This window comes from Nostoc sp. LEGE 06077 (assembly GCF_015207705.1).
Taxonomy (GTDB): domain Bacteria; phylum Cyanobacteriota; class Cyanobacteriia; order Cyanobacteriales; family Nostocaceae; genus Nostoc_B.
Genome location: NZ_JADEWI010000013.1, coordinates 80,427 through 102,112, shown reverse-complemented (window position 1 = coordinate 102,112; position 21,686 = coordinate 80,427). Strand labels below are relative to the sequence as shown.

Annotated in this window: 18 protein-coding genes; 13 read left to right on the top strand and 5 right to left on the bottom strand. The window is 42.8% G+C overall.

The window, feature by feature from the left end; genetic code table 11:
* The first annotated feature begins 49 nt into the window (after window positions 1–49).
* Window positions 50–298: a hypothetical protein gene (locus IQ244_RS11745; protein ID WP_193893931.1), complete on the top strand. Its 249-nt coding sequence runs from the start codon at window positions 50–52 to the stop codon at window positions 296–298.
* Window positions 299–425: 127 nt separating this feature from the next.
* Here IQ244_RS11745 and IQ244_RS11740 read toward each other — a convergent pair whose 3' ends face one another.
* Together IQ244_RS11740 and IQ244_RS11735 are read right to left on the bottom strand one after the other, a co-directional pair.
* The gene (locus tag IQ244_RS11740) at window positions 426–3,560 is read right to left on the bottom strand and encodes an efflux RND transporter permease subunit (protein ID WP_193893928.1); all 3,135 of its coding nucleotides are present in this window, start codon (window positions 3,558–3,560) and stop codon (window positions 426–428) included.
* A gap of 83 nt (window positions 3,561–3,643) precedes the next feature.
* On the bottom strand, window positions 3,644–5,209 hold the full coding sequence (locus IQ244_RS11735; RefSeq protein ID WP_193893926.1) for an efflux RND transporter periplasmic adaptor subunit: 1,566 nt from the start codon (window positions 5,207–5,209) through the stop codon (window positions 3,644–3,646).
* Window positions 5,210–5,982: 773 nt separating this feature from the next.
* Between IQ244_RS11735 and IQ244_RS11730 the strand changes: the two genes are divergently transcribed.
* Together IQ244_RS11730 and IQ244_RS11725 are read left to right on the top strand one after the other, a co-directional pair.
* Window positions 5,983–6,954, top strand: coding sequence for a sodium-dependent bicarbonate transport family permease (locus tag IQ244_RS11730; protein ID WP_193893923.1), 972 nt, complete (start codon window positions 5,983–5,985; stop codon window positions 6,952–6,954).
* A gap of 4 nt (window positions 6,955–6,958) precedes the next feature.
* Window positions 6,959–7,267 carry a P-II family nitrogen regulator gene (locus IQ244_RS11725; protein ID WP_193893920.1) on the top strand — a complete coding sequence of 103 codons (309 nt, stop codon included), beginning with the start codon at window positions 6,959–6,961 and terminating at the stop codon, window positions 7,265–7,267.
* Window positions 7,268–7,419: 152 nt separating this feature from the next.
* Here IQ244_RS11725 and IQ244_RS11720 read toward each other — a convergent pair whose 3' ends face one another.
* From IQ244_RS11720 to IQ244_RS11710, 3 genes are all read right to left on the bottom strand, one after another.
* Entirely contained in the window at window positions 7,420–8,550 is a 1,131-nt protein-coding gene (locus tag IQ244_RS11720; RefSeq protein WP_193893917.1) for a CO2 hydration protein, read from the bottom strand.
* 69 nt (window positions 8,551–8,619) lie between these two features.
* Complete coding sequence (locus IQ244_RS11715; protein WP_193893912.1) at window positions 8,620–10,113, bottom strand: NADH-quinone oxidoreductase subunit M; 1,494 nt, start codon at window positions 10,111–10,113, stop codon at window positions 8,620–8,622.
* Between the two features lie 54 nt (window positions 10,114–10,167).
* On the bottom strand, window positions 10,168–12,024 hold the full coding sequence (locus IQ244_RS11710; RefSeq protein ID WP_193893909.1) for an NAD(P)H-quinone oxidoreductase subunit F: 1,857 nt from the start codon (window positions 12,022–12,024) through the stop codon (window positions 10,168–10,170).
* Window positions 12,025–12,683: 659 nt separating this feature from the next.
* Here IQ244_RS11710 and IQ244_RS11705 point away from each other — a divergent pair.
* The 10 genes from IQ244_RS11705 (at window position 12,684) to IQ244_RS11665 (ending at window position 21,666) form a co-directional block, all read left to right on the top strand.
* Window positions 12,684–12,992 carry a carbon dioxide-concentrating mechanism protein CcmK gene (locus IQ244_RS11705; RefSeq protein WP_010995042.1) on the top strand — a complete coding sequence of 103 codons (309 nt, stop codon included), beginning with the start codon at window positions 12,684–12,686 and terminating at the stop codon, window positions 12,990–12,992.
* A gap of 84 nt (window positions 12,993–13,076) precedes the next feature.
* Entirely contained in the window at window positions 13,077–13,424 is a 348-nt protein-coding gene (locus IQ244_RS11700) for a carbon dioxide-concentrating mechanism protein CcmK (RefSeq protein WP_015111750.1), read from the top strand.
* A 6-nt stretch (window positions 13,425–13,430) separates the two neighbouring features.
* The gene (locus tag IQ244_RS11695; protein ID WP_193893906.1) at window positions 13,431–13,733 is read left to right on the top strand and encodes a EutN/CcmL family microcompartment protein; all 303 of its coding nucleotides are present in this window, start codon (window positions 13,431–13,433) and stop codon (window positions 13,731–13,733) included.
* A gap of 45 nt (window positions 13,734–13,778) precedes the next feature.
* Window positions 13,779–13,910 carry a hypothetical protein gene (locus tag IQ244_RS32980; RefSeq protein WP_265578930.1) on the top strand — a complete coding sequence of 44 codons (132 nt, stop codon included), beginning with the start codon at window positions 13,779–13,781 and terminating at the stop codon, window positions 13,908–13,910.
* Between the two features lie 18 nt (window positions 13,911–13,928).
* Window positions 13,929–15,596, top strand: coding sequence for a ribulose bisphosphate carboxylase small subunit (locus IQ244_RS11690; RefSeq protein ID WP_193893903.1), 1,668 nt, complete (start codon window positions 13,929–13,931; stop codon window positions 15,594–15,596).
* 286 nt (window positions 15,597–15,882) lie between these two features.
* Window positions 15,883–16,629, top strand: a complete 747-nt coding sequence (locus IQ244_RS11685; RefSeq protein WP_193893900.1) for a transferase — start codon at window positions 15,883–15,885, stop codon at window positions 16,627–16,629.
* Window positions 16,630–16,831: 202 nt separating this feature from the next.
* On the top strand, window positions 16,832–17,623 hold the full coding sequence (locus tag IQ244_RS11680; RefSeq protein ID WP_193893897.1) for a BMC domain-containing protein: 792 nt from the start codon (window positions 16,832–16,834) through the stop codon (window positions 17,621–17,623).
* Window positions 17,624–17,899: 276 nt separating this feature from the next.
* Window positions 17,900–18,829 carry a LysR family transcriptional regulator gene (locus tag IQ244_RS11675; RefSeq protein ID WP_193893894.1) on the top strand — a complete coding sequence of 310 codons (930 nt, stop codon included), beginning with the start codon at window positions 17,900–17,902 and terminating at the stop codon, window positions 18,827–18,829.
* Between the two features lie 95 nt (window positions 18,830–18,924).
* Window positions 18,925–20,544: a mucoidy inhibitor MuiA family protein gene (locus tag IQ244_RS11670; RefSeq protein WP_193893891.1), complete on the top strand. Its 1,620-nt coding sequence runs from the start codon at window positions 18,925–18,927 to the stop codon at window positions 20,542–20,544.
* 138 nt (window positions 20,545–20,682) lie between these two features.
* Window positions 20,683–21,666: a GntR family transcriptional regulator gene (locus tag IQ244_RS11665; protein WP_193893888.1), complete on the top strand. Its 984-nt coding sequence runs from the start codon at window positions 20,683–20,685 to the stop codon at window positions 21,664–21,666.
* Window positions 21,667–21,686 lie beyond the last annotated feature (20 nt).

Genomic DNA, 21,686 nt, shown 5'->3' with positions numbered 1-21,686 from the left:
ATTAACAATTGTGGCTTGATGTCAGCATTATTCATCTGAGGAGGATACTATGACAACACAATTGTACTCCAAATTAATTACCTCCTCTCTTGCATCTGGATTAATCGCTTTTGGTTACTCTGTGCCTGGGCAAAACCTTTATACCGAAACAACTTTAGCTATAAACACTCCAGCCAATCAAACCCATCAAGCATTCTCAGAAACATCAATACATCAGATGTCTGCGTCTATAGTGCAACCAGGATTTATGTTAGATGGCGTACTTCCTGAACGATTAGTTATTGCTGGTAGTCGTTAGTCAGGTTGAGGTACTCAACAGTGAGTCTCACGACACCTCAACAGGACTTATGCACAAAGGGTTTATGGGGGTAAGGGTAAAGGGGTGTCAGGGGATTTTGGCTAAAATCCCCATATACATAACTGCCTCAGTGCATTGTTTTTTCTGGATGTGGCTTCATCAATCGTTCTGTGAAAGATTTAATCACGATGTACAACACAGGTACGACAAACAAACTTAAGAATGTGGCAATTAACATCCCACCAAATACCGCCGTCCCCAAAGATTGACGGCTACCTGCACCTGCACCAGTCGCCACGGCCAAGGGAAAAATCCCCAAAAGCGTAGAAAAAGCAGTCATCAAAATTGGGCGTAAGCGTTCTTGAGAAGCTTCAATTACGGCTTTAGTAATCGAAAGCCCTTGTTCTCGCAATTGGTTAGCAAATTCCACAATCAAAATCGCATTTTTACTGGCCAAACCAATCAACATGACTAGACCAATTTGACAGTAGACATCGTTAGCGTAACCCCGCATTGACTGGGCTAACAGTGCGCCAAAAATCGCTAAAGGCACTGACAGCATAATAATTAAAGGGTCAATGTAATTTTCGTATTGGGCTGCTAGAACTAAGAAGACAAAAACTAATCCTAAGCCAAAAATTACGGGTGCTAAACCACCAGATTCTAGTTCTTCTAAGGCTGTACCTGACCATTCATAACCGTAACTGGATGGTAAAACTTCTTGAGCTACCTGTTCCATTTTTTGGATAGCGTCTCCCGAACTAGAGCCTGGTGCTGCGGAACCATTGATTTCGATGGAGCGAAATAGATTGTAGTGGTTAATTGTTTGCGCTCCTGTGGTAGGAGTAATTTTCACCAAATTACTCAAAGGTATCATTTCATTCTTGCGAGAACGAACATATAATTGCCCGATATCTTGAGGGTTAGAGCGAAACTGTTCATCAGCTTGAACATACACCCGATAGTTACGCTGCTGGAGGTTGAAATCGTTGACATATTGCGACCCTAAAGCAGTTTGCAAGGTGGTAAATATATCATCTACATTCACTTGTAGCGCATTGGTTTTGTTGCGGTCTACTTCTACAAGTAGCTGGGGTGTATTAGCGGCAAAGGTGGTGAATACAGCTTGTAGTCCGGGGGTTTGATTGGCACGACCTAGCAATTGACCCATTGTTTGAACTAGGTTGTCTAAACCGCCATTACCTCTGCGGTCTTGGAGTTGAAAGGTAAAACCACCAAAGTTACCTAAACCTTGAATCCCTGGAGGATTGACAGCAAAGATTCTCGCTTCGGGAATGGCGAAAAATTTGCCTTGTAATTTACCGATAAGGGCTTTGACTGCCTGATCTGGTCTTTCACGCTCTCCCCAAGGCTTTAAGGTGGTAAAGATGATACCGCTGTTGGCAGTACTACCACTGAAACCAAAGCCACCAACTGCAAAGGTGCCAACAACTTCGGGAATTTGCAGAATTTCTTTTTCTACTTGGGACATGACATCGCTGGTATATTGCAGCGACACCCCTTGTGGCCCTTGGATAATTGTGATGAAATAGCCTTGATCTTCTTCGGGGAGAAAAGCTGTAGGTACGCTTGCATACAACCAAGCAGTCATTCCCAAAGAGACGATAAATAATCCGATAATGACGCTTTTAATCCCTGTGAGAAAATTGAGCGATCGCCGATATCCTTGCGTTACCCAGTCTAAAAATCTGTTAATTTTGTTGAAAATCCAGCCCAGCCAACCCGTAGGTTCTTGCCCTTGACGCAGTAGCAAGGCACACAATGAAGGTGTGAGGGTCAAAGCTAAAAAAGTGGAAATAGCAATGGAGAAGGCGATGGTTAAGGCAAATTGCCGATACAATGCACCTGTGGTTCCTGGAAAAAACGCCACTGGCACAAACACCGCCATCAACACCAAGGAAGTAGCGATGACTGCACCAAATAATTCCGCCATTGATTCACTGGCGGCACGGCGGGGATTTATACCTTTATCTTGAATAAAACGGCTGATTTGCTCAACCACAACGATCGCATCATCTACCACCATCCCTGATGCTAAGGTCAAACCAAATAAGGTCAAACTATTAATCGAGAAGTTAAATACTTTGACGAAGGCAAATGTCCCTACCAATGCTAGAGGAATTGTGAGCGCTGGAATCAGCGTCGTTCGCCAGTCTTGCAAGAATAGGAAAATAACGATAACCACCAACACCACAGCTTCAAATAGAGTCTTGATTACTTCTGCCAAAGACTCTTCCACAAACATAGTTGTGTCAAAAGCTACTTGATATTTCATCCCCGGTGGAAAACTTGGAGCCAGTGCAGCGATCGCTGCTTTCACTCCCTTGGCTACATCTAAGGCATTACTCCCAGGAACTTGATAAATACCCAATCCGACGGCATCCTTAGCCCGATATCGCAGAAATGTATTGTAATTTTCTGCCCCTAATTCGGCTCGACCGATATCTTTGAGTTTGACTAAAGTCCCATCATCTTCGGATCTAATAACAATTTCTTCAAATTCTTTAGGTTCTGTGAGTCGGCTGGCTGCACGGACATCAATTTGATACTGTTGTCCTTTGGGGGCTGGTTCTTGACCTATTCTCCCCGCACCAATTTGCAAGTTTTGTTGTGCTAGTGCTGTTGTGACATCTTCTGTGGTCAATCCCCGCGTCGCTAACCGACTGGGATCTAACCACAGGCGCATAGCATAGCGGCGTTCACCAAAAATGCGGACATCACCTACGCCTTTAACTCGTTTGAGCGCATCTGCTACGTACAGGTCAGCATAGTTGCTTAAAAATGTATTGTCATATTCTTTATTGTCGGTATATAAACCAATTCCTAAGAGAATATTGTTAGATTGCTTGCTGACCCTAACACCTGTACGCTGGACTACATCTGGTAATTGTGCCTCAGCAATAGAAACACGATTTTGGACATCAACAGCAGCCAAATCTTTATTGCGTGAGGCATCGAAGGTAACTGTAATACTACTTGTACCATCGTTGCTGCTGCTGGAGGTCATGTATCTCAGACCTTCAACTCCATTAATTTGTCTTTCTAAAATATTAGTGATGCCGCTTTCTACTACCTCAGCACTGGCTCCACTGTAGTTGGCTGTAACGTTGATTTGGTTAGGACTAATATCGGGAAACTGGGCGATGGGTAGTGTGGGAATACTAATTAATCCCACCAGTAAGATAATGATCGCGCAGACTGTAGAAAAGACTGGTCGCTTGATGAAGAAATCAACAAACATAAATATGAAGTGTGAAGTATGTAGACGCGCAGCGGCTTGCCGCAGGCTAGTATGAAATTTTCCCCTTTATCCTTCAGCCTTTTTTAGGGAGAGGGAATTATCGGTGCGCCGTTGGTGAGGTTGAGAATACCGGAAACTACGATTTTCTCTCCTGCTTTTAGCCCTTCTAATACTTGGTAATTACTACCCTCAATGGCTCCTAACTTGACTGGTTTTTGCAAAGCTATTAACGATGGCGCTCCTGGTTTGGGATTTTCTGGTGCTTGCGCTACAAATACGAATGTTTCTCCACCCAAGCGTGATAACGCTGTCACCGGAATTAAAATTCCGGGGCGTTCATCCCAAATGATTTTAGTTTGGACTAACTGACGATTGACTAATTGTCTGTTGCCATTACCAAAAACTGCCTTAGCTAAAACTGTTTGCGAATTAGCAGTGGCATTGGGTGAAATGAAACTGATTTTACCTGTAGCGGTGGGTTGACCTTGAGTATCGAGCATTTGCACAGGTAAGCCAACGCGCAATTGCTGGCTTTCATTAAGTGGCACAGATATATTTAATTCCAAGGAATCATTTCTAGTCAAAGTGGTGAGGTTGTCTGCTTTGCTGACAAATTCTCCAACTCTGACAGGAATATCGCCCACAATACCTGTAAACGGAGCGCGGACATTGGTATATTGCAACTGTACTTCGGCGGCTTTGACTTGAGCCGCCGCTTGGGTAACTTGCGATCGCGCTTGGGCTATTTCTTCTTGACGAGGGCCGTTTTCTAGTTGTCTAACGTTTTGTCTTTGTTGTTCAGCGGCCGCTTCTAATTCATTGATGTTGGAACTTCTCCCTTTACTTAGTTGCTCTAGGCGTTTTTGGGCGGCCACTAATGAGGCTGCGGCGCTACGTTGTTCTTTCAGATAGCCATCCATCTGATCTTCGGAAATAGCCCCTTGTTTTTGTAAGTTTCCATAGCGTACAGCGCGTGACTTGGCTAGTTCTAAGTCAGATTTAGCGGCCTCAATTTGGGCTTCGGCTTGGGCCATTTCTTCGGGACTCGACCCTGTTTGAGCATCTCGCAACCGCGCTTGGGCTTGGACTAACTGCGCTCTGGCTTGGGCAATTTCTTCTGAGCGCGTACCGGCTTTGAGTTCGGCTAAACGTGCTTGAGCTTGTTCCAGTGAGGCTTTGGCTTGGAGTAACTGCGCTTGAGCATCATCACTTTGCAAACGAATGACTACTTGTCCTTGGGAAATGCGATCGCCTTCTTTATATAAAATTTCTGTGATGCGTCCGTCAATCTCTGGTTTGAGTGTGACTGAGCGTGGTGCATCTAAAGTCCCTACAAATTCTGAAGCTTGCTGGATAGTTGCATTCTCAACGGTGGCTAACTTTACAGGAATTCCCATCGGTTTACCAGCCGCTGCTCCAGCCGGTGCATTACTGGCTTGGCTAGTTTGCCACCATCGCCAACCCACACCAATACCAGCAATTAACAAAACTACACCTAAAATCACTGGCCAAGGCCGCTTTTTATGGAGTATGGAGATGGGTTTTGGGTCTGCGGAAGAATCTGTTGGTTTAGCCTGATTAGAGTCGGTAGCAGCAGGCTGTTCTCTTTCAACCGGAAACTGTGAATCAGGGAACTCAGACTGGGACATTTTTGTTTTCTCTTCGATAGACTGAAACTTTTGGCAACTTGGCTAAAAATTAAGAATGCTTGGGTGAGAAACTTATCAACCGAGCTTTTAATATTAATTATTTTTTATCTAGGAATCTTTAATCAGCCAAAGTTTCTGCTGATCAAGCGCCTATTTGATTCAATTCTGGGGATTTCGATTTTAAGTTACCTGATTCACCCCAGTCATCCGAGCAAATTCATCGGCGGTAGCTTTTGTTAAACCTGCATTTGCAAATACCTCGGTTGTCGCTTTAATCCGCCTTGCACGAGTTTATCTGTACTTTAACGCTAAATTTTGGTGATTCATGCAAGTGCTTGCTTGCATTATATATTTGTCGGTCAAAAAAGTGTATAAACTACTTCAAGCCTTAGCGATCGCTTCCATAAATATCTGCTTTTCTGTCACCAGCCCTAAATTCGTCAGTGTGCCAATAAGTTTTGATTATATTTAATTTGAGTAAAAGCCTTATGTTTATTCAAAATTCAGATAAATAAAAGCTATTGCTTGACTATTGCCTCAAATATTTTGACAAAGATATCGGCAAAAACCATGCATAGATGAAGTATTTTAGCAACGATAATGGGTTGGACTTTAAATTCTGAATTCTGTCTTCTGACTCCTGTTTATATACCCTTTTTTACCATTCATCTTGCCAATAGCTCTGATACATCAAAAGAATTTTAGATATGTCCGATATTACCCTAAACTGATTTATGAGTATTTAGCTAATTTATTGGAGGCATGGTGGAATTATGGATGTCAGCCTAATCATATCTAACATCTTAAATCCACCCGTATTGGCTTTCTTTTTGGGAATGTTGGCGGTGTTAGTCAAAACAGACTTAGAAATTCCTGCACCCATACCTAAAATTCTATCTTTATATTTACTATTTGCCATCGGCTTTAAAGGTGGTGTGGAACTGGTCAAAAGTGGCATTAATCAAGCAGTTGTCCTCACCCTTGTAGCGGCAATACTGATGGCTTGTATTGTCCCAGTTTATACATTTTTTATTCTTCGACTTAAACTAGATACTTATAATTCAGCGGCGATCGCGGCAACTTATGGTTCTATTAGTGCGGTAACATTTATCACAGCCAGTTCCTTCTTGACCCAACTTGGTATGGCTTTTGATGGGTTTATGGTTGCAGCCTTGGCCTTGATGGAATCACCAGCAATTGTTGTAGGTTTAATATTAGTTAAAGTTTTCACTGTCGATGAAAGCGATCGCGAATTCAATTGGCCAGAAGTATTACAAGAAGCCTTCCTCAATAGTTCTGTATTTTTGCTCGTGGGTAGCCTTGTCATGGGTCTCCTGACTGGAGAACATGGTTGGCAAACGTTAAAACCTTTTACCCAAGATTTGTTTTACGGTGTGCTGACGTTCTTTTTGTTAGATATGGGACTGGTGGCGGCGAAAAGAATCAGAGATTTGCAAAAAGCAGGTATTTTCCTGATTCTGTTTGCGATACTAGTACCAATTTTAAATGCCGGCATAGCTTTATTAATTGCGAAAGCGATCGGAATGCCAAAAGGAGATAGTCTATTATTCTCGGTGCTATGTGCCAGTGCTTCCTATATTGCTGTACCAGCCGCCATGCGCCTAACTGTCCCAGAAGCTAATCCTAGTCTGTATATTTCGACTGCTTTAGCTGTGACTTTCCCTTTTAATATCATTGTAGGTATACCGCTATATCTATACGGCATTAATCTATTTTGGAGATAAGACAATGCAGGCTGTAAAACGGATCGAAATATTTGCCAACTATGTCGAACTCGGTAAAATTTTAGAATCTTTAGAAAAATCAGGCGTAGCTGGACATTCAGTTGTCAAAGATGTCGCTGGTAAAGGGACAAGAGGCAAAGTCACCCACGATTTAGCTATGACAATGCTTGACAATGTTTATATCATTGCCTTTTTTGCCCCCGAAAAATTGCCATTGGTCGAGTCAAATGTCCGACAAACTCTCAATAAGTTTGGCGGAGTTTGTTTTATCTCTGATGCAATGGAAGTCGAGACTACCAGATGTGTGGGTTGAAGTATAAAGTGTGGAGTCTGAAGTAGGGGAAAACCCTTGTATAGTCAGCTTGAGGGCTATTTTTCATAGGTGCTTTGTTCACGCGCCTAGCTGACCAGTATTTTTCTCAGCACGGGCTAAACGCCCCGCTACCGCTTACAGCACTCAGCACTTTAACTATTAACATCACTTAAGCGTGAGGTTGTAAATCTATCCATCCACTTTTCTAGATAAACTCGATTAGCATTTTGTTCAGATGGATCTTGAGTCTCCAAAGGATAAGGCATTAATCCTAAAATTGCGGCTGTAGTCACGCAAAACATTGACTTTTGGAAACTTATACAGATTTGTACTCGTAAGTCATCTTCACCCCGCAGACCACGGCGATAAATAGTGTGCAAATATTCTGGTAGATAATGGCGCATATCTTGCATCAGCAAGGTAGGCGGAATACCAGCACCGCCAATAGGTAAAGGATCAGCGTACAATGCACCATACTGAAATCGACCTTGATCTGGAGGAATTTGATAAGCTTGGGCATTGTAAGAAACTGTGCCATGAAAAGGAGTTCCCCGGAAGAAAACAGCCTCGACATAAGGCACTGCTGTATCTGCTAAAAATGTTAAGCCAGTCTTTTGAGGAATAATATCGTATACTTTATCTTGAATTTTTACCGAGTATGTAATTGGCTTCATAGCGTCTGCTACCAAGCCTGCTTTAATGTGGTCTACAACTTGGGGAATTGTTTTAATTTCACCTTGATCATAGCGGTCTGATAAGGTGAGGAAAATGTCAGCCATCACCCGCCAGAATTGACCTAAACCACTGTAGTAAGCAGAAACGCGCAATTGTTCAGTTAAAAATTCGGGGAATAATTGATTTAATCCCAAAATAAACGGATTATTTTTAAATTTTGCAGTGATAACGGCTTTTGCTCGTTCTTGAAATTCTTTGGTATCTAAATAAGCGTCTAAACCACCGCCACCATGCCACATCATGGCTTTCATACAATATTCTGCATATTCGTAATTAATGCGATCGTGCCACCAATGACGGAATAATTTCGCAACAGAGAATTCGGCGTTAAAGTATTTAAAAAAAGGAAAAAATATTAAAAATTGATGGTCAGCAATGTAGATGAGGTTGTTGGAGTAAGCATCTAAAACCACGCCATAGCTTTTAAGAATGCCTACTACTTCTAAAACATTTTCTGGACTATCAGGTAGTAATGCTCCTCCTGTTTGTAATCTTGCTACATACTCAGCTAAAGGATGTAAGCCAGGTTTATTTTTAATAGTTACCATTGCCAGTTCTCCAATTTGGGAATGAGTAAGTAAAAAGGCAAAAGTAAAAATATTTTTACCTTTTACTTTTTACTTTGATTTTTCTACAGAGACTGTTGCCACTACCTTATCTACACTCATCATGGCGGTGATTGTTGGTTCAGTCCAGCGAGATAACCAAGCGGGTTGAATACCGAAAATCACAATTAATACAGCTAAAACGACAGATGGCAGGCGATCGCTCCAATAGACTCGTGGTAAATTAATTACTTGTGTCGATAAGCGTCCAAAGAAAGCCCGATTCATCAAAATCAAGAAATACACCGCAGTTAAGCCAGTTCCTAGCATAGATAGTAGGGTTTGCAGGGGGAATACCGCAAAACTGCCCCGAAAAATCACAAATTCGGAAATAAAGCCTACCATTCCTGGTATACCTGCGCTGGCCATCACTCCCAAAACCATCAAGCTACCAATAACTGGCATTCCGCGTTCAGGGTTTAATAGTCCGCGAATAACTTCTAAATCTCGGCTACCAGCTTTTTTATATACTACTCCTACCAACAAAAACAGTAGGGCGGAAATTAAGCCGTGGCTAATCATTTGCATCACAGCACCTAACACACTTAATGGTGTAGCGGCGGCGGCGGCCAATAGTACATAGCCCATGTGTCCAACTGAACTATAGGCTACCATCTTTTTCATGTCAGTTTGGGCGATCGCGCAGGATGCACCGTAAAGCACACTGACTACAGCCCAAGTGGCTAACCAAGGTGCTGCATAACTCCACGCATCGGGTAACAAGTTCATCCCAAACCGCAGTAAGCCATAAGTTCCCAATTTCAATAACACTCCCGCTAACAGCACCGAAATGGGTGTAGAAGCTTCAACGTGAGCATCGGGCAACCACGTATGGAAGGGAACCAACGGTATTTTAATCCCAAAACCAACCAAAATACCCGCCAGTAATAACAGTTGAGTTGCTAATGGCAAGGATGCAGCATTCAAGTTTGCTAAGGCAAAGTTTGAACCGCCACTCAGCCAAACCATACCGAGAAAACTTGCCAACAGCAAAATTCCTGATGTGGCTGTGTAAATCAAAAACTTTGTCGCTGCATAACCTCTTTTCTCACCACCCCAAATGGCAATTAGCAGGTATAGGGGTATTAGTTCTAGTTCATAAAACAGGAAAAATAAGAGTAAATCCTGTGCTAGAAAGGCTCCTGTGACTCCAGTGCTTAACAGGAGGATGAGCGAGTAATATAGTCGCGGACGTTGTAGGGAAATATCACTACTGGAGATAGCAATACAAGTCAATAGTCCATTTAACACCAGCAATGGTAAAGATAAACCATCTACTCCGAGGTTATAACTTAAGCCTAGAGCATCTACCCAAGGAATAAACTCACTAAACTGTTGACTAATTTCTGCTGGGTTGAATTTAATGGCCAGAAAAACCGACCACAAGAAAGTAACGCCAGCAAAGACAAAAGCTGTAATTCGGGCTATTTTGGCATCAATAACAGCAGGCCAAAAACCGATGATAGTTGCGCCTAATAATGGCAGCAAAATTAATGCACTCAACATAATTTGGAGAGAATTAGAGGGTAGTAGTAGTCTTTTTACTCAGGACTCAGCACTTTAAAAATGCAAGTGATTGAGCAGTCCTAATGACCAGCTAATGAAGAAACCTAGGGCGCTGATAACGAGGAGGATGGTAAACATATAGCCTTGGGACTGGCCAGAAATGCTATACCTTAAGCTTTGCCCACCGAGAATGGTGAAAATCCCCACCAAGTTTACTAGGCCATCAACTAGATAGCGATCGCTCCAAGCAGATATCCTAGACAGGAATGCTACTGCTCCAACTACTGTCAATCGATAGATGCGGTCTATGTAAAAATCATAGCCAAGCAAATCCTGCAAAAATCGCCATACCAAAATTCTGGATCTTGACCAAGCTTTATGGAGGTACATTGTCGAACCTATCCCGACTCCTAGGACCGTTGAGGTCAATAATATGCCTACCACGTACCAGTTAATACTGCTTCTATCTGGTAGTAAGTACCATTGCTGAAGCATGAGGGGTAACAGTAAGGTCAGGACGGTCAGCGTCACCATTGGAAATGCCATCTGCCAGCCAACTTCCGGTGAACGGCGGGTTTTTTGTTGTGGTGTACCCCAAAAGATTAATCTGAATACCCTTGTCAAGTTTAAGGCTGTGAGGCCATTAACTATCACTAAAATGCCAATTACCCAAGGGCTAATTGCCACTAAACCATCAGCCCATGACAGCATTGCCCAAAAGCTTCCCAGTGGCAGCAATGTAATCATTCCGGCTGAACCTACAATAAAGGCGGTTGTAGTAGCTGGCATCCGCGACCATAAACCACCCATCTCTGTTAAATCTTGAGTGCTGGTGGTGTAAATCACCGAACCTGAACTCATAAATAATAATGCTTTGGCGATCGCATGAGTTAACAGCAACATCACAGCTACACCCCCTTGCTGCATTCCTACCGCCAAAAACACTAGTCCCATATATGCACTAGTGGAATGAGAAAGCGCCCGTTTAATATCAATTTGCGCCAGCGAGACTAACGTCGCACCCACCGCAGTAATTGAACCCATGACGATTAACGCATTCAACGCTACTGGTGACAAAGCCAATATTGGTTGTAGCTTGTACAGTAGATAAGCACCACCTGCTACCACCAGGGAATTTCGCATCACTGAAGCGGGATTAGGCCCTTCCATTGCTTCATCTAACCACAAGTGCAAGGGAAACTGCGCGCACTTACCTGCTGGCCCAGCAATTAATCCCAAACCCAATAAAGTTGATGTCATTGGGCTTAAATTCGCTGTTTGCGCCCATTCATACAAATCAGAGAAATTCAAGCTGCCTGCCCAACTCGAAAGCGTTACCACAGACATCAGCAATAACAAGTCGCCCACACGCTTTGTCAAAAAAGCATCCCGTGCTGCTGTCACCACTAAAGGTTGAGCATACCAAAATCCTACTAGCAAGTAGGTAGAAAGGGTCAGGACTTCTAACAAAGCATAACTGAGAAATAAAGAATCACTAATTGCTAAACCACTTAATGCTGCTTCAAAAAAACCAAGTAGCGCAAAAAAGCGTGCCAGTGACCAGTCTTTCTCTAGATAACCCAAGGCGTAAATTTGCGCCAACAAACTTAATCCTGTAATTAAAACTGTTGCCCCAACACTCACAGGCGAGAGTTCTAATGCAAAAGATAAGTTTAAATCCGCAGCTTGAAACCAGCTAACCAGTAAATTTTCTGGTTCTCTGTCCCAAACACCTTTAAAGACAAATAAGCTATGAGCAAAAGCCAAAACAGTCGTCAACAAGTTAAAATAAGCCGCTGGTCTAGGCCCTGTCCTGCTAATTATTCCCATCCCCCACGGCAAAGTTAAAAATGCGCCTATCAAGCTATATAAAGGCACACACCAACTTGTTGAAAATAGAAACTCATTCATTTAATTTGCTTACCTTTACAACTCAGCCTTGATTTTTTTAGCCCTTTGAGAAACAATTGTGTACTGATTTTTTTAAACTCAAAATGTTTATTAAATTAGTTTTCCACTAGATTTTTCATGAGTCTTTATGACTCAAATTATCGGAAATAGAGTGCAAAAAATAAACTGAATTTACATATTCAAATTTCCCACCTTCTACTTAAATTATGATCATTTGTAAATTTCTATTTCTACTTTTCAGCAGAGAGTTTTATAAGATATATTTGAAAAAGTTATAAGCTTTTTAGATATTCCTATTGACATACTACAAAACTGAGGAAAGATAGAAACTGTAAAAGATCCAGTAGTTTTATCTTCCTCGCCAGACAGAATCAGTCATGGCTATGAACAGGGTTTTGTATATGTAATAAAGAAATTATAAAGCATAAGCGCCTGCTCTTGTAATCAGTAGACTTAAAGAGGAGCAGAAACACGGTATGACAAAGAATTAAGTTTTTTAAAACTTTTTTATTATAAACTATTATACTAATTTATATTGCCAGGGGAGCCAACCTTTCCTATGCTTATTGTTGGAAGTGTCTTTTAGCTCAAGATGAGCTTCCCCGTCAAAATTTTCAACCCACCGTACTGATTGGATTAAATTTTTAGGAGTTTCTGCGATGCCAATTGCAGTTGGAATGATTGAGACTAAGGGCTTTCCAGCAGTAGTAGAAGCTGCTGATGCGATGGTGAAAGCCGCCCGTGTAACTTTGGTAGGATATGAAAAAATTGGTAGCGCTCGTGTCACCGTAATTGTACGGGGTGATGTTTCCGAAGTGCAAGCCTCAGTCGCAGCCGGAATTGAAGCGGCAAGAAGAGTCAATGGTGGTGAAGTGGTCTCCACTCATATCATTGCCCGTCCCCATGAAAACTTAGAATATGTATTGCCGATTCGTTACACAGAAGCTGTGGAACAATTTCGCACTTAAAAGCTGAGAAGACAAAGTAACTGACGGGGTTGCTTGAGCTTTGCTTTTGCTCTGTTGAAAAACTTTAATTAAGGATAAGAACTAATGTCAATTGCAGTGGGAATGGTAGAAACGCTTGGCTTTCCAGCAGTAGTAGAAGCTGCTGACGCAATGGTGAAAGCTGCCCGTGTAACCTTAGTAGGTTACGAAAAAATTGGTAGTGGTCGGGTGACAGTCATCGTGCGGGGTGATGTTTCCGAAGTGCAAGCTTCTGTAGCAGCAGGTGTAGAATCAGTTAAGCGAGTCAATGGTGGACAAGTGCTGTCTACTCACATCATTGCTCGTCCCCATGAAAACTTGGAATATGTACTGCCAATTCGTTATACAGAAGACGTAGAACAATTCCGGGAAAATGTCAACGCAATTCGTCCTTTCGGCGGCAGAAGACCATAACAAATAATGCAAATTGCCAAAGTACGTGGCACAGTAGTTAGCACTCAAAAAGAACCAAGTCTTAGGGGTGTGAAACTACTGCTGTTGCAGTTAGTGGATGAAGAAGGAAACATCCTGCCACAATACGAGGTAGCAGCGGATACGGTGGGAGCGGGAGTAGATGAGTGGGTACTAATCAGTTGTGGTAGTGCTGCTCGTCAAATTCTTGGCAACGAACAACGCCCTTTAGATGCAGCAGTAGTGGCGATAATTGATACTATTCATGTTCAAGATCGCCTTATTTACAGTAAAAAAGACCAATATAGATAGTCAACAGTCAAGAGCCAAGAGTCAGTAAACTATGGACTATTGACTATGAATTCCAAGGGTTCGCCAGTTGCTTTAAGTCGGGAAACCCGACGACAGTTGCTTCAAGTCGGCAAAGCCACCTACAGCGCTGTCTCCGCAACGCACTGGCTCACTATTGACTATTTACAAAAAGCTTAATTCAGGAGGAATCTCGCGATGGCAGTCAGCAGCACGGCGGCACCCCCAACCCCGTGGTCAAGCAGTTTAGCTGAGCCAAAAATCCACGAAACCTCATTTGTACACTCATTCTCCAATATTATTGGCGATGTGCGAATAGGTGCAAATGTAATCGTTGCTCCGGGGACTTCGATTAGAGCGGATGAAGGTACACCTTTTTATATCGGTGAAAAGACCAATATCCAAGATGGTGTAGTGATTCATGGTTTAGAGCAAGGCCGAGTCATCGGTGATGATGGCAAAGAATACTCGGTCTGGGTTGGCAATAATGCTTCCCTAACCCACATGGCTCTGATTCATGGCCCAGCATATGTAGGGGATAATTGCTTTATTGGCTTTCGCTCTACGGTATTTAATGCCAGAGTGGGTGCGGGGTGCATCGTGATGATGCACGCTTTAATTCAAGATGTAGAAATTCCCCCTGGTAAATATGTACCTTCGGGAGCGATAATTACAAGCCAGCAGCAAGCTGACCGTCTGCCAGAAGTGCAAGATCAAGATGAGGAATTTGCCCATCATGTAGTGGGAATTAATCAAGCACTGCGGGCTGGTTATCGCTGTGCTGCGGATAGCAAATGTATTGCACCCATCCGGGATGAATTAGCTAAATCTTATACAGGTAATGGTGTTACGGTCTTAGAGTTGGAAAGGAGTAGTGAAGTGGCAAGCAATCGCTTGGGTGCAGAAACAGTAGATCAGGTACGCTATCTATTAGAGCAAGGTTATAAGATTGGCACGGAACACGTAGACCAAAGACGGTTCCGCACTGGTTGTTGGACTAGCTGCCAGCCCCTTGAAGCGAGATCTGTGAATGAAGCTTTATCAGCGTTAGAAAGCTGTCTAGCAGACCACAGTGGTGAATACGTGCGTTTATTTGGGATTGACCCTAAAGGTAAACGTCGGGTGTTAGAAACGATTATTCAACGCCCAGATGGTGTGGTAAAAGCAGCCACCAGCTTTAAAGCACCTGTGAGTGCAGGTACTAGTAGCTATAACGGTAATGGCAATGGCAATGGTAACAGTAACGGTGCTGGTATTGGCACAATTAATGCTGAAACTGTAGAGCAAATCCGTCAACTGTTGGCTGGTGGTTATAAAATTGGTACGGAACACGTAGATGAGCGTCGTTTTCGGACAGGTTCTTGGGCAAGCTGTAAGCCCATAGAAGGTAGTTCGACTAATGACGTTGTGGCTGCGTTAGAAGAATGTATTGGCAACCATCAAGGCGAATATGTGCGCTTGATTGGCATTGACCCAAAAGCTAAACGTCGAGTATTAGAAAGCATTGTTCAAAGACCAAATGGCCCAGTTGCGGTATCTAGTGGTCAAAAATCCTACGCTAGTGCAGGTAATACGACCTCAGCAACGGCAACGGCTACCAGCAACCGCTTGAATACGGAAGTTGTAGACCAGTTACGGCAATTACTGGCTAGTGGTTATAAAATTAGTGCTGAACACGTAGACCAAAGACGTTTCCGCACTGGTTCGTGGACAAGTTGTGGACAAATTGAGGCTAGATCGGAAAGAGATGCGATCGCAGCGTTAGAAGGATACTTATCTGAGTATCCTGGTGAATACGTGCGGTTGATTGGGATTGACTCCAAAGCCAAGCGGCGAGTATTGGAAACAATTATTCAACGTCCATAGTAGTGCTGAGTTGAAAGTGCTGAGTGCAGAAGTAGTGCTGAGTTGAAAGTGCTGTAAGCGGTAGCGGGGCGTTTAGCTCGTGCTAAGTAAAGACACGATTAATTTTGTCTCTACAAGCATAAAATGTTTAGTTATCGAACCTAAACTCAAGTTTGGGAACAAAATTTTTACTCAGCAATGCTACTTGCTAAAAGGCCAAAACGGGGAGTAACCTCCGCGGTGCAGTGGTTCCTCAGCACTCAGAACATAGCACTTAGCACTTCTATCTTCCGAGGTTTAATTTTCCATGTCTGTGCCGCCACTGCGCCTCCACAATAACTTTGAGCCTTACATTAGTGGCGATGTGACTATTCATCCCAGTGCAGTGCTAGCACCGGGTGTGATAATCCAAGCAACTACCAACAGCAAAATCATTATTGGCCCTGGTGTCTGTATTGGTATGGGGTCAATTCTCCAAGTTAATGAAGGAACCCTGGAAATAGAAGCAGGCGCTAATCTGGGAGCGGGATTTTTGATGGTGGGAGGAGGCAAAATTGGTACAAATGCTTGTATTGGTGCGGCAACAACAGTTTTTAATTGTTCTGTAGAACCGGGAAAAGTAGTACCACCCAGCTCAGTGGTAGGAGATCCTAGTCGTCAGATTAGTCTCACCCAACCACAAGAACCACCTACTCATTATGCTGCTTCTACTGATGCCCAACAGCAACAACCAGAAAGCAATAATTTAGGTGAAAGTGAGGAAAAATTAATTTCTATTTCTTCAACAAATCTCTCAGTTTCGGCTTTCTTGGAGTTCAAACACGAGTCTGTTTCTGTTCCTCAACCTTCGCCCACACCGTCTGCCCAACCGCCTCCAGTCCAGCAAGATGAAACTGGTACTAGTTCATCGGAAATAAGTTCAGAGAATCCCGAATCATCAGATATTTTTGGCACTCAAATTTATGGGCAAGGAAGCATTCACAGGCTATTAACGACATTATTTCCTCATAGGCAATCCTTGAACAATCCGATTTCTGACGAACCGCCCGAATAAGTGTTAATTGTTAGTTGTCCTCTAAAGTATGAAGTATGAATTATGAAGGATGAAAAAACTAATTTCATCCCTTATCCTTTATTCTTCAGCCTTTTACTTTCAGCCTTTAGCCTACCCAACCCTGTGGGTTTTCCTCTGGAGTACGGGAAAGTTGCTCAAAGGGCATCTACATTATTGACTGTGAGTATCCTGGAGAATTCACATGGACACATATAATCAACAGTCCCTTAGCACTGTTCGGGCATCGTCGCGTCGGCAGGATAGCTTTAAGGATACCGCCTTGGGTTTGGTATCTACCCTCAGCTTTCCAGCGATAGTGGGAACAGCTGACATGATGTTGAAATCAGCTGGGGTTCACCTAGTTGGCTATGAAAAAATTGGTAGTGGTCACTGTACGGCAATTGTTCGGGGTGGAATTGCGGATGTACGCCTAGCTGTAGAATCAGGTGTGCAAACTGCGGAACAGTTTGGACAATTGGTTTCTAGTTTGGTGATTCCTCGCCCTTTTCCTAATCTAGATGTAGTGCTGCCAATTACTAATAGATTAAGTAAATATATGGAGGAAGGGAGTTATAGCCGTTTAAGTAACCTAGCTATTGGATTAGTGGAAACGCGAGGGTTTCCAGCGATGGTAGGAGCCTGCGATGCCATGTTAAAATCTGCTGATGTGCAGTTAGCCGCGTATGAAAAAATTGGTGCGGGCTTATGTACAGCCATTATTCGTGGCTCTGTGGCGAATGTGGCAGTAGCAGTAGAAGCGGGAATGTATGAAGCAGAACGGATTGGGGAATTGAATGCAGTAATGGTGATTCCTCGGCCACTGGATGAATTAGAAATAACTTTGCCTGTGGCAAGTTGCTGGATAGAAGAACGGCAACCAATTAAGATGCCAGTGAATATTAAGGAGCAAGTCGCTGAATTAGAGGTACTCCAGTTGCCTGATTTGGCAAAGTTACCAGCAAAAGTTACCGAAGAATTATGGAAGGATGAATGATGAATTATGAATCGTGAGTGATGAATTGTGGGAAAATTATCATCACCATCCAGTATTCAGCATTCATCTTCGGCTGGAAGGCATCTTACGCTTCGCTTGTTGTTTTGATCATAACTTTTACGGACTATAAGTCAAATATCTTTCTTTTAATAGCGAACATAGATTTTTATCTATACTAAAACTCATAACTTCGTATGAGCGATACGCCATGATTTGCAGGTGTTCAGTGATACTAGTTTTATATCTATAAAGATCGCTATTAGAGGAGAATCACCTTTGAACCAAGCGACGCTACACCAGTTGAAGGTATTTGAGGCGGCGGCTCGACATGGTAGCTTTACTCGTGCTGCGGAGGAATTATTTCTTACCCAGCCTACAGTTTCCATGCAAATCAAGCAATTGACAAAATCGGTAGGCTTACCGTTATTTGAGCAGGTTGGGAAACGCTTGTATTTGACGGAAGCAGGTAGAGAACTTTTTGCTACTTGTCGACAGATTTTTGAAACGATCGCCCAGTTTGAGATGAAAGTTGCTGATTTGAAAGGGCTAAAACAAGGGCAATTACGTTTAGCAGTCATCACCACAGCCAAATATTTTATCCCACGTTTATTAGGGCCATTTTGTCAGCGTTACCCAGGAATTGATATTTCACTGCAAGTAACAAATCACGAGAAAATTATTGAGCGGATGATGCAGAATCTGGATGACTTGTATATTATGAGTCAGGTTCCAGAACATTTAGATGTTAATTGTGAGCCATTTTTGGATAACCCTTTGGTAGTTTTTGCCCCAGTAACTCATCCCCTAGCAAAGGAGAAAAATATCCCCATTCACGAGCTAAATAATCAGCCTTTTATTATGCGTGAACCAGGTTCAGGAACTCGCCGCGCTGTGCAGAATCTATTAGAAGAACACGAGATAAAAGTGAACGTCAAGCTCGAATTGGGGAGTAATGAAGCCATTAAGCAAGCGATCGCTGGGGGTTTAGGAATTTCTGTATTATCTCGCCATACTTTGCTCTCAGATGCCTCAGAGTTCAGCATTTTGGATGTGCAGTACTTCCCGATTAAACGAGCTTGGTACATGGTTTATCCGGCTGGTAAACAGTTATCCATCGTAGCTCGGACTTATTATGAGTATCTACTGGATGCAGCCAAGACTTTTGTTGAGCAGACTGAAATTCCTGTTTACAGTACTGTTGATTGAGTTTTGAAATCTCAGCTTCAACTTATTTGTCTGGAAGCATCTGAAGCATGACAAAATTAACCAGCAGATTCATTTGATATGGGAGAAAGCTGGCAGTGACAAACCCGGAAACTCCTTCTATGAGAAAAACAGTTCCCACCCAGGTAGTAGCTGTGACGGTATACAGCGATCAAGCCCTAGTTACACGACGAGGTGTAGTTTCTTTAACAGGGGTGGAAAGGGAGTTAGTGATTAATTCACTGCCAGTGACTCTAGAAACTGATTCTGCTAGGGTGGGCGGTAGAGGTACTGTCGGAGTAAGCTTGTTGGGAGTTAGTAGCGATCGCATCTACACTACAGAACCTGTCGCCGAACGAGTAGCACAAATCACCCGCCAAATTCAACAAATAGAAGCGGAAAAACACAATCTGCAAGCGCAAATCGATGCTTTAGGATTACAGGCGAGATTTATTGAAGGCTTGCGGGAAAAAACCGAAGAACCATTTGCTCAAAGTTTGTCCCGTAAAAATCTCAGCCTCAGCGAAACTTTAGATTTTTTGAACTTTTTGGGCAGCCAGTATAGTGAATATGCGATCGCCTCTGGAGATTGTCACAGCCAACAACAAGAACTAGACAAGCAACTACAGGCACTCCGCGCTAAATTACATAACATTCAAACACCCCATCCCCAAGAAAGTTTTAACTTGGTTGTGGGTGTAGAAGTTGCTGGCGCAGGCGAGTTTGAACTAGAAGTATCCTATATTGTCAACTGTGCTGGCTGGATTCCCCTTTATGACTTGCGAGTAGATCGTACAAGTCAAACAGTACATTTAAGCTACCTGGCAGAAATAACCCAAAATACTGGCGAAGACTGGTTAGATGTAGCTTTTACCCTCTCAACTGCTAAACCAGGATTAGGTACACTCCCACCGAAACCAGAACCTTGGTATATTGACACCCTCCGTCCACGCATAGCGCAACGGGTATTACCTCGTCCATCATTGCCTAGCATAGCGACTATGCCTGCATCTGAGGGAATTTTTGCCCAAGAGCAAGAGGATTCAGGCAGTGATGCTCTTGTGACAGCAGAAAATATGGGAGCAGCAGTTTCTCAAGCTGGAAGTATCGTTACCTTTAAACTCAATGGTGGTGGGAAGATTCCTAGTGATGGCGCACCCCATAAAACAACAATTTTCCATGATGATTATCCCTGTACTTTTGATTATGTGGTAATGCCACGCTTAGTGAGCTTTGCTTATTTACAAGCTCATGTCAAAAACAGTTCTGAGGGTGCAACTTTATTACCAGGGAAAGCCAATATTTTTCGAGATGATGTTTTTGTGGGTGGAACTAAATTAGAAAACATTGCCCCTGGACAAGAATTTATCTTGAACTTAGGCATTGATGAAGGTGTAAAAATTGAACGGAATTTAGTTGAGCGCCAAGTAGATAAAAAGATAATTGTGAATCAACGTCGCACTACTTATGCTTATCGACTATTAATTACAAACTTACTCAATCAAGAAATTAATTTAAAAATTACAGAACAATTACCCGTTAGCCGCAATGAGCAAATAAAAATTCGCCTCACTCGCATTCAACCGCAAATTCAACTTGGGGAAGTGGGAATTTTAGAATGGGAGTTAAGCATTTTACCTCAAGAGCGACGAGAGGTATATTATCAATTTACTCTAGAACATCCGCCTGAATTAACGGTAGTTGGTTTAGATATGTAGATATTGGCCAAACCCAGATGAGATGGCTTTATACTTGACCTGTATCGGATCTTACTTGTTGAGTGTTACAAATAAAAAATACTACAAGTAGCAAATGTAGCTGGTTGCTAATTGTTACTTGATTTAGGAGTTTTGTTAATGATTCAATTTCGTATTCAGCCAGACAGCGAAATTCCCGCTTCTACCCAGTTATTTAATCAAATCCGGTTTGCGATCGCTTCTCGGCAATATCCACCAGCTTACAAATTGCCTAGCACACGGGCATTAGCAATGCAAACTGGATTACACCGCAATACAATTAGCAAAGTTTATCGCCAACTAGAAGATGAAGGCTTAGTAGAAAGTCTCGCTGGTTCAGGAATTTATGTCCGCGCTCAAGGTCATGAGGGCGGTAGCAAATTGCAATCACCAATTCTCCAAGCCCACCCTGAAGCATATAAAGTTGTCCAGCAAGCACTTGACCAACTCCTCGCCCAAGGCTGTTCCCTTAGCCAAGCGCGTGAGCTATTTTTAGCCGAAATGGATTGGCGTTTGCGCTGTAGCGCCCAGGTGCTAGTTGCAGTCCCTTCTCAAGACCTTGGTGCTGGGGAACTGATGGTGTACGAATTAGAGCAATCTCTGAAAATACCCATCCAGTTAATCAGAATGGAAGAATTAGCCGCGGTGTTGGATAAAACTAACTCAGCTACAGTCGTTACCAGTCGCTATTTTATTGGTGAAGTCGAACAAATTGCTGCGCCAAAAGCTGTCAGAGTTATTCCCCTAGATATCTATGACTATAGTAAAGAACTGAATCTAGTCAAAAACTTAGCAAAAGATCATTGTATAGGCATAGTCAGCCTGAGTACAGGCATTGCCCGTGCTGCCGAAGTTATCCTCCACGGTTTACGAGGAGATGAACTACTAGTGATGACTGCACAACCAAAAGATGCTTATAAACTTCAGGCAATTGTGAAGCGGGCTGAATTTATTATCAGTGATGTTGCTAGTTTTCGGTCAGTGCAACTAGCAGTGCAAGCTGCTGCGGAAGATATTATTCGACCACCAAAATTAATTAAGGTAGAAAATTACATCGGACTGAATTCAATTAACTTACTAAAACGAGAACTAGGTTTGAGTTAATATCCAACACCGACACGGAT

Coding starts and splice junctions, on each gene's coding strand:
- IQ244_RS11745 (WP_193893931.1), top strand. CDS start 50: ATGACAACACAATTGTACTCCAAATTAATTACCTCCTCTCTTGCATCT.
- IQ244_RS11740 (WP_193893928.1), bottom strand. CDS start 3,560: ATGTTTGTTGATTTCTTCATCAAGCGACCAGTCTTTTCTACAGTCTGC.
- IQ244_RS11735 (WP_193893926.1), bottom strand. CDS start 5,209: ATGTCCCAGTCTGAGTTCCCTGATTCACAGTTTCCGGTTGAAAGAGAA.
- IQ244_RS11730 (WP_193893923.1), top strand. CDS start 5,983: ATGGATGTCAGCCTAATCATATCTAACATCTTAAATCCACCCGTATTG.
- IQ244_RS11725 (WP_193893920.1), top strand. CDS start 6,959: ATGCAGGCTGTAAAACGGATCGAAATATTTGCCAACTATGTCGAACTC.
- IQ244_RS11720 (WP_193893917.1), bottom strand. CDS start 8,550: ATGGTAACTATTAAAAATAAACCTGGCTTACATCCTTTAGCTGAGTAT.
- IQ244_RS11715 (WP_193893912.1), bottom strand. CDS start 10,113: ATGTTGAGTGCATTAATTTTGCTGCCATTATTAGGCGCAACTATCATC.
- IQ244_RS11710 (WP_193893909.1), bottom strand. CDS start 12,024: ATGAATGAGTTTCTATTTTCAACAAGTTGGTGTGTGCCTTTATATAGC.
- IQ244_RS11705 (WP_010995042.1), top strand. CDS start 12,684: ATGCCAATTGCAGTTGGAATGATTGAGACTAAGGGCTTTCCAGCAGTA.
- IQ244_RS11700 (WP_015111750.1), top strand. CDS start 13,077: ATGTCAATTGCAGTGGGAATGGTAGAAACGCTTGGCTTTCCAGCAGTA.
- IQ244_RS11695 (WP_193893906.1), top strand. CDS start 13,431: ATGCAAATTGCCAAAGTACGTGGCACAGTAGTTAGCACTCAAAAAGAA.
- IQ244_RS32980 (WP_265578930.1), top strand. CDS start 13,779: ATGAATTCCAAGGGTTCGCCAGTTGCTTTAAGTCGGGAAACCCGACGA.
- IQ244_RS11690 (WP_193893903.1), top strand. CDS start 13,929: ATGGCAGTCAGCAGCACGGCGGCACCCCCAACCCCGTGGTCAAGCAGT.
- IQ244_RS11685 (WP_193893900.1), top strand. CDS start 15,883: ATGTCTGTGCCGCCACTGCGCCTCCACAATAACTTTGAGCCTTACATT.
- IQ244_RS11680 (WP_193893897.1), top strand. CDS start 16,832: ATGGACACATATAATCAACAGTCCCTTAGCACTGTTCGGGCATCGTCG.
- IQ244_RS11665 (WP_193893888.1), top strand. CDS start 20,683: ATGATTCAATTTCGTATTCAGCCAGACAGCGAAATTCCCGCTTCTACC.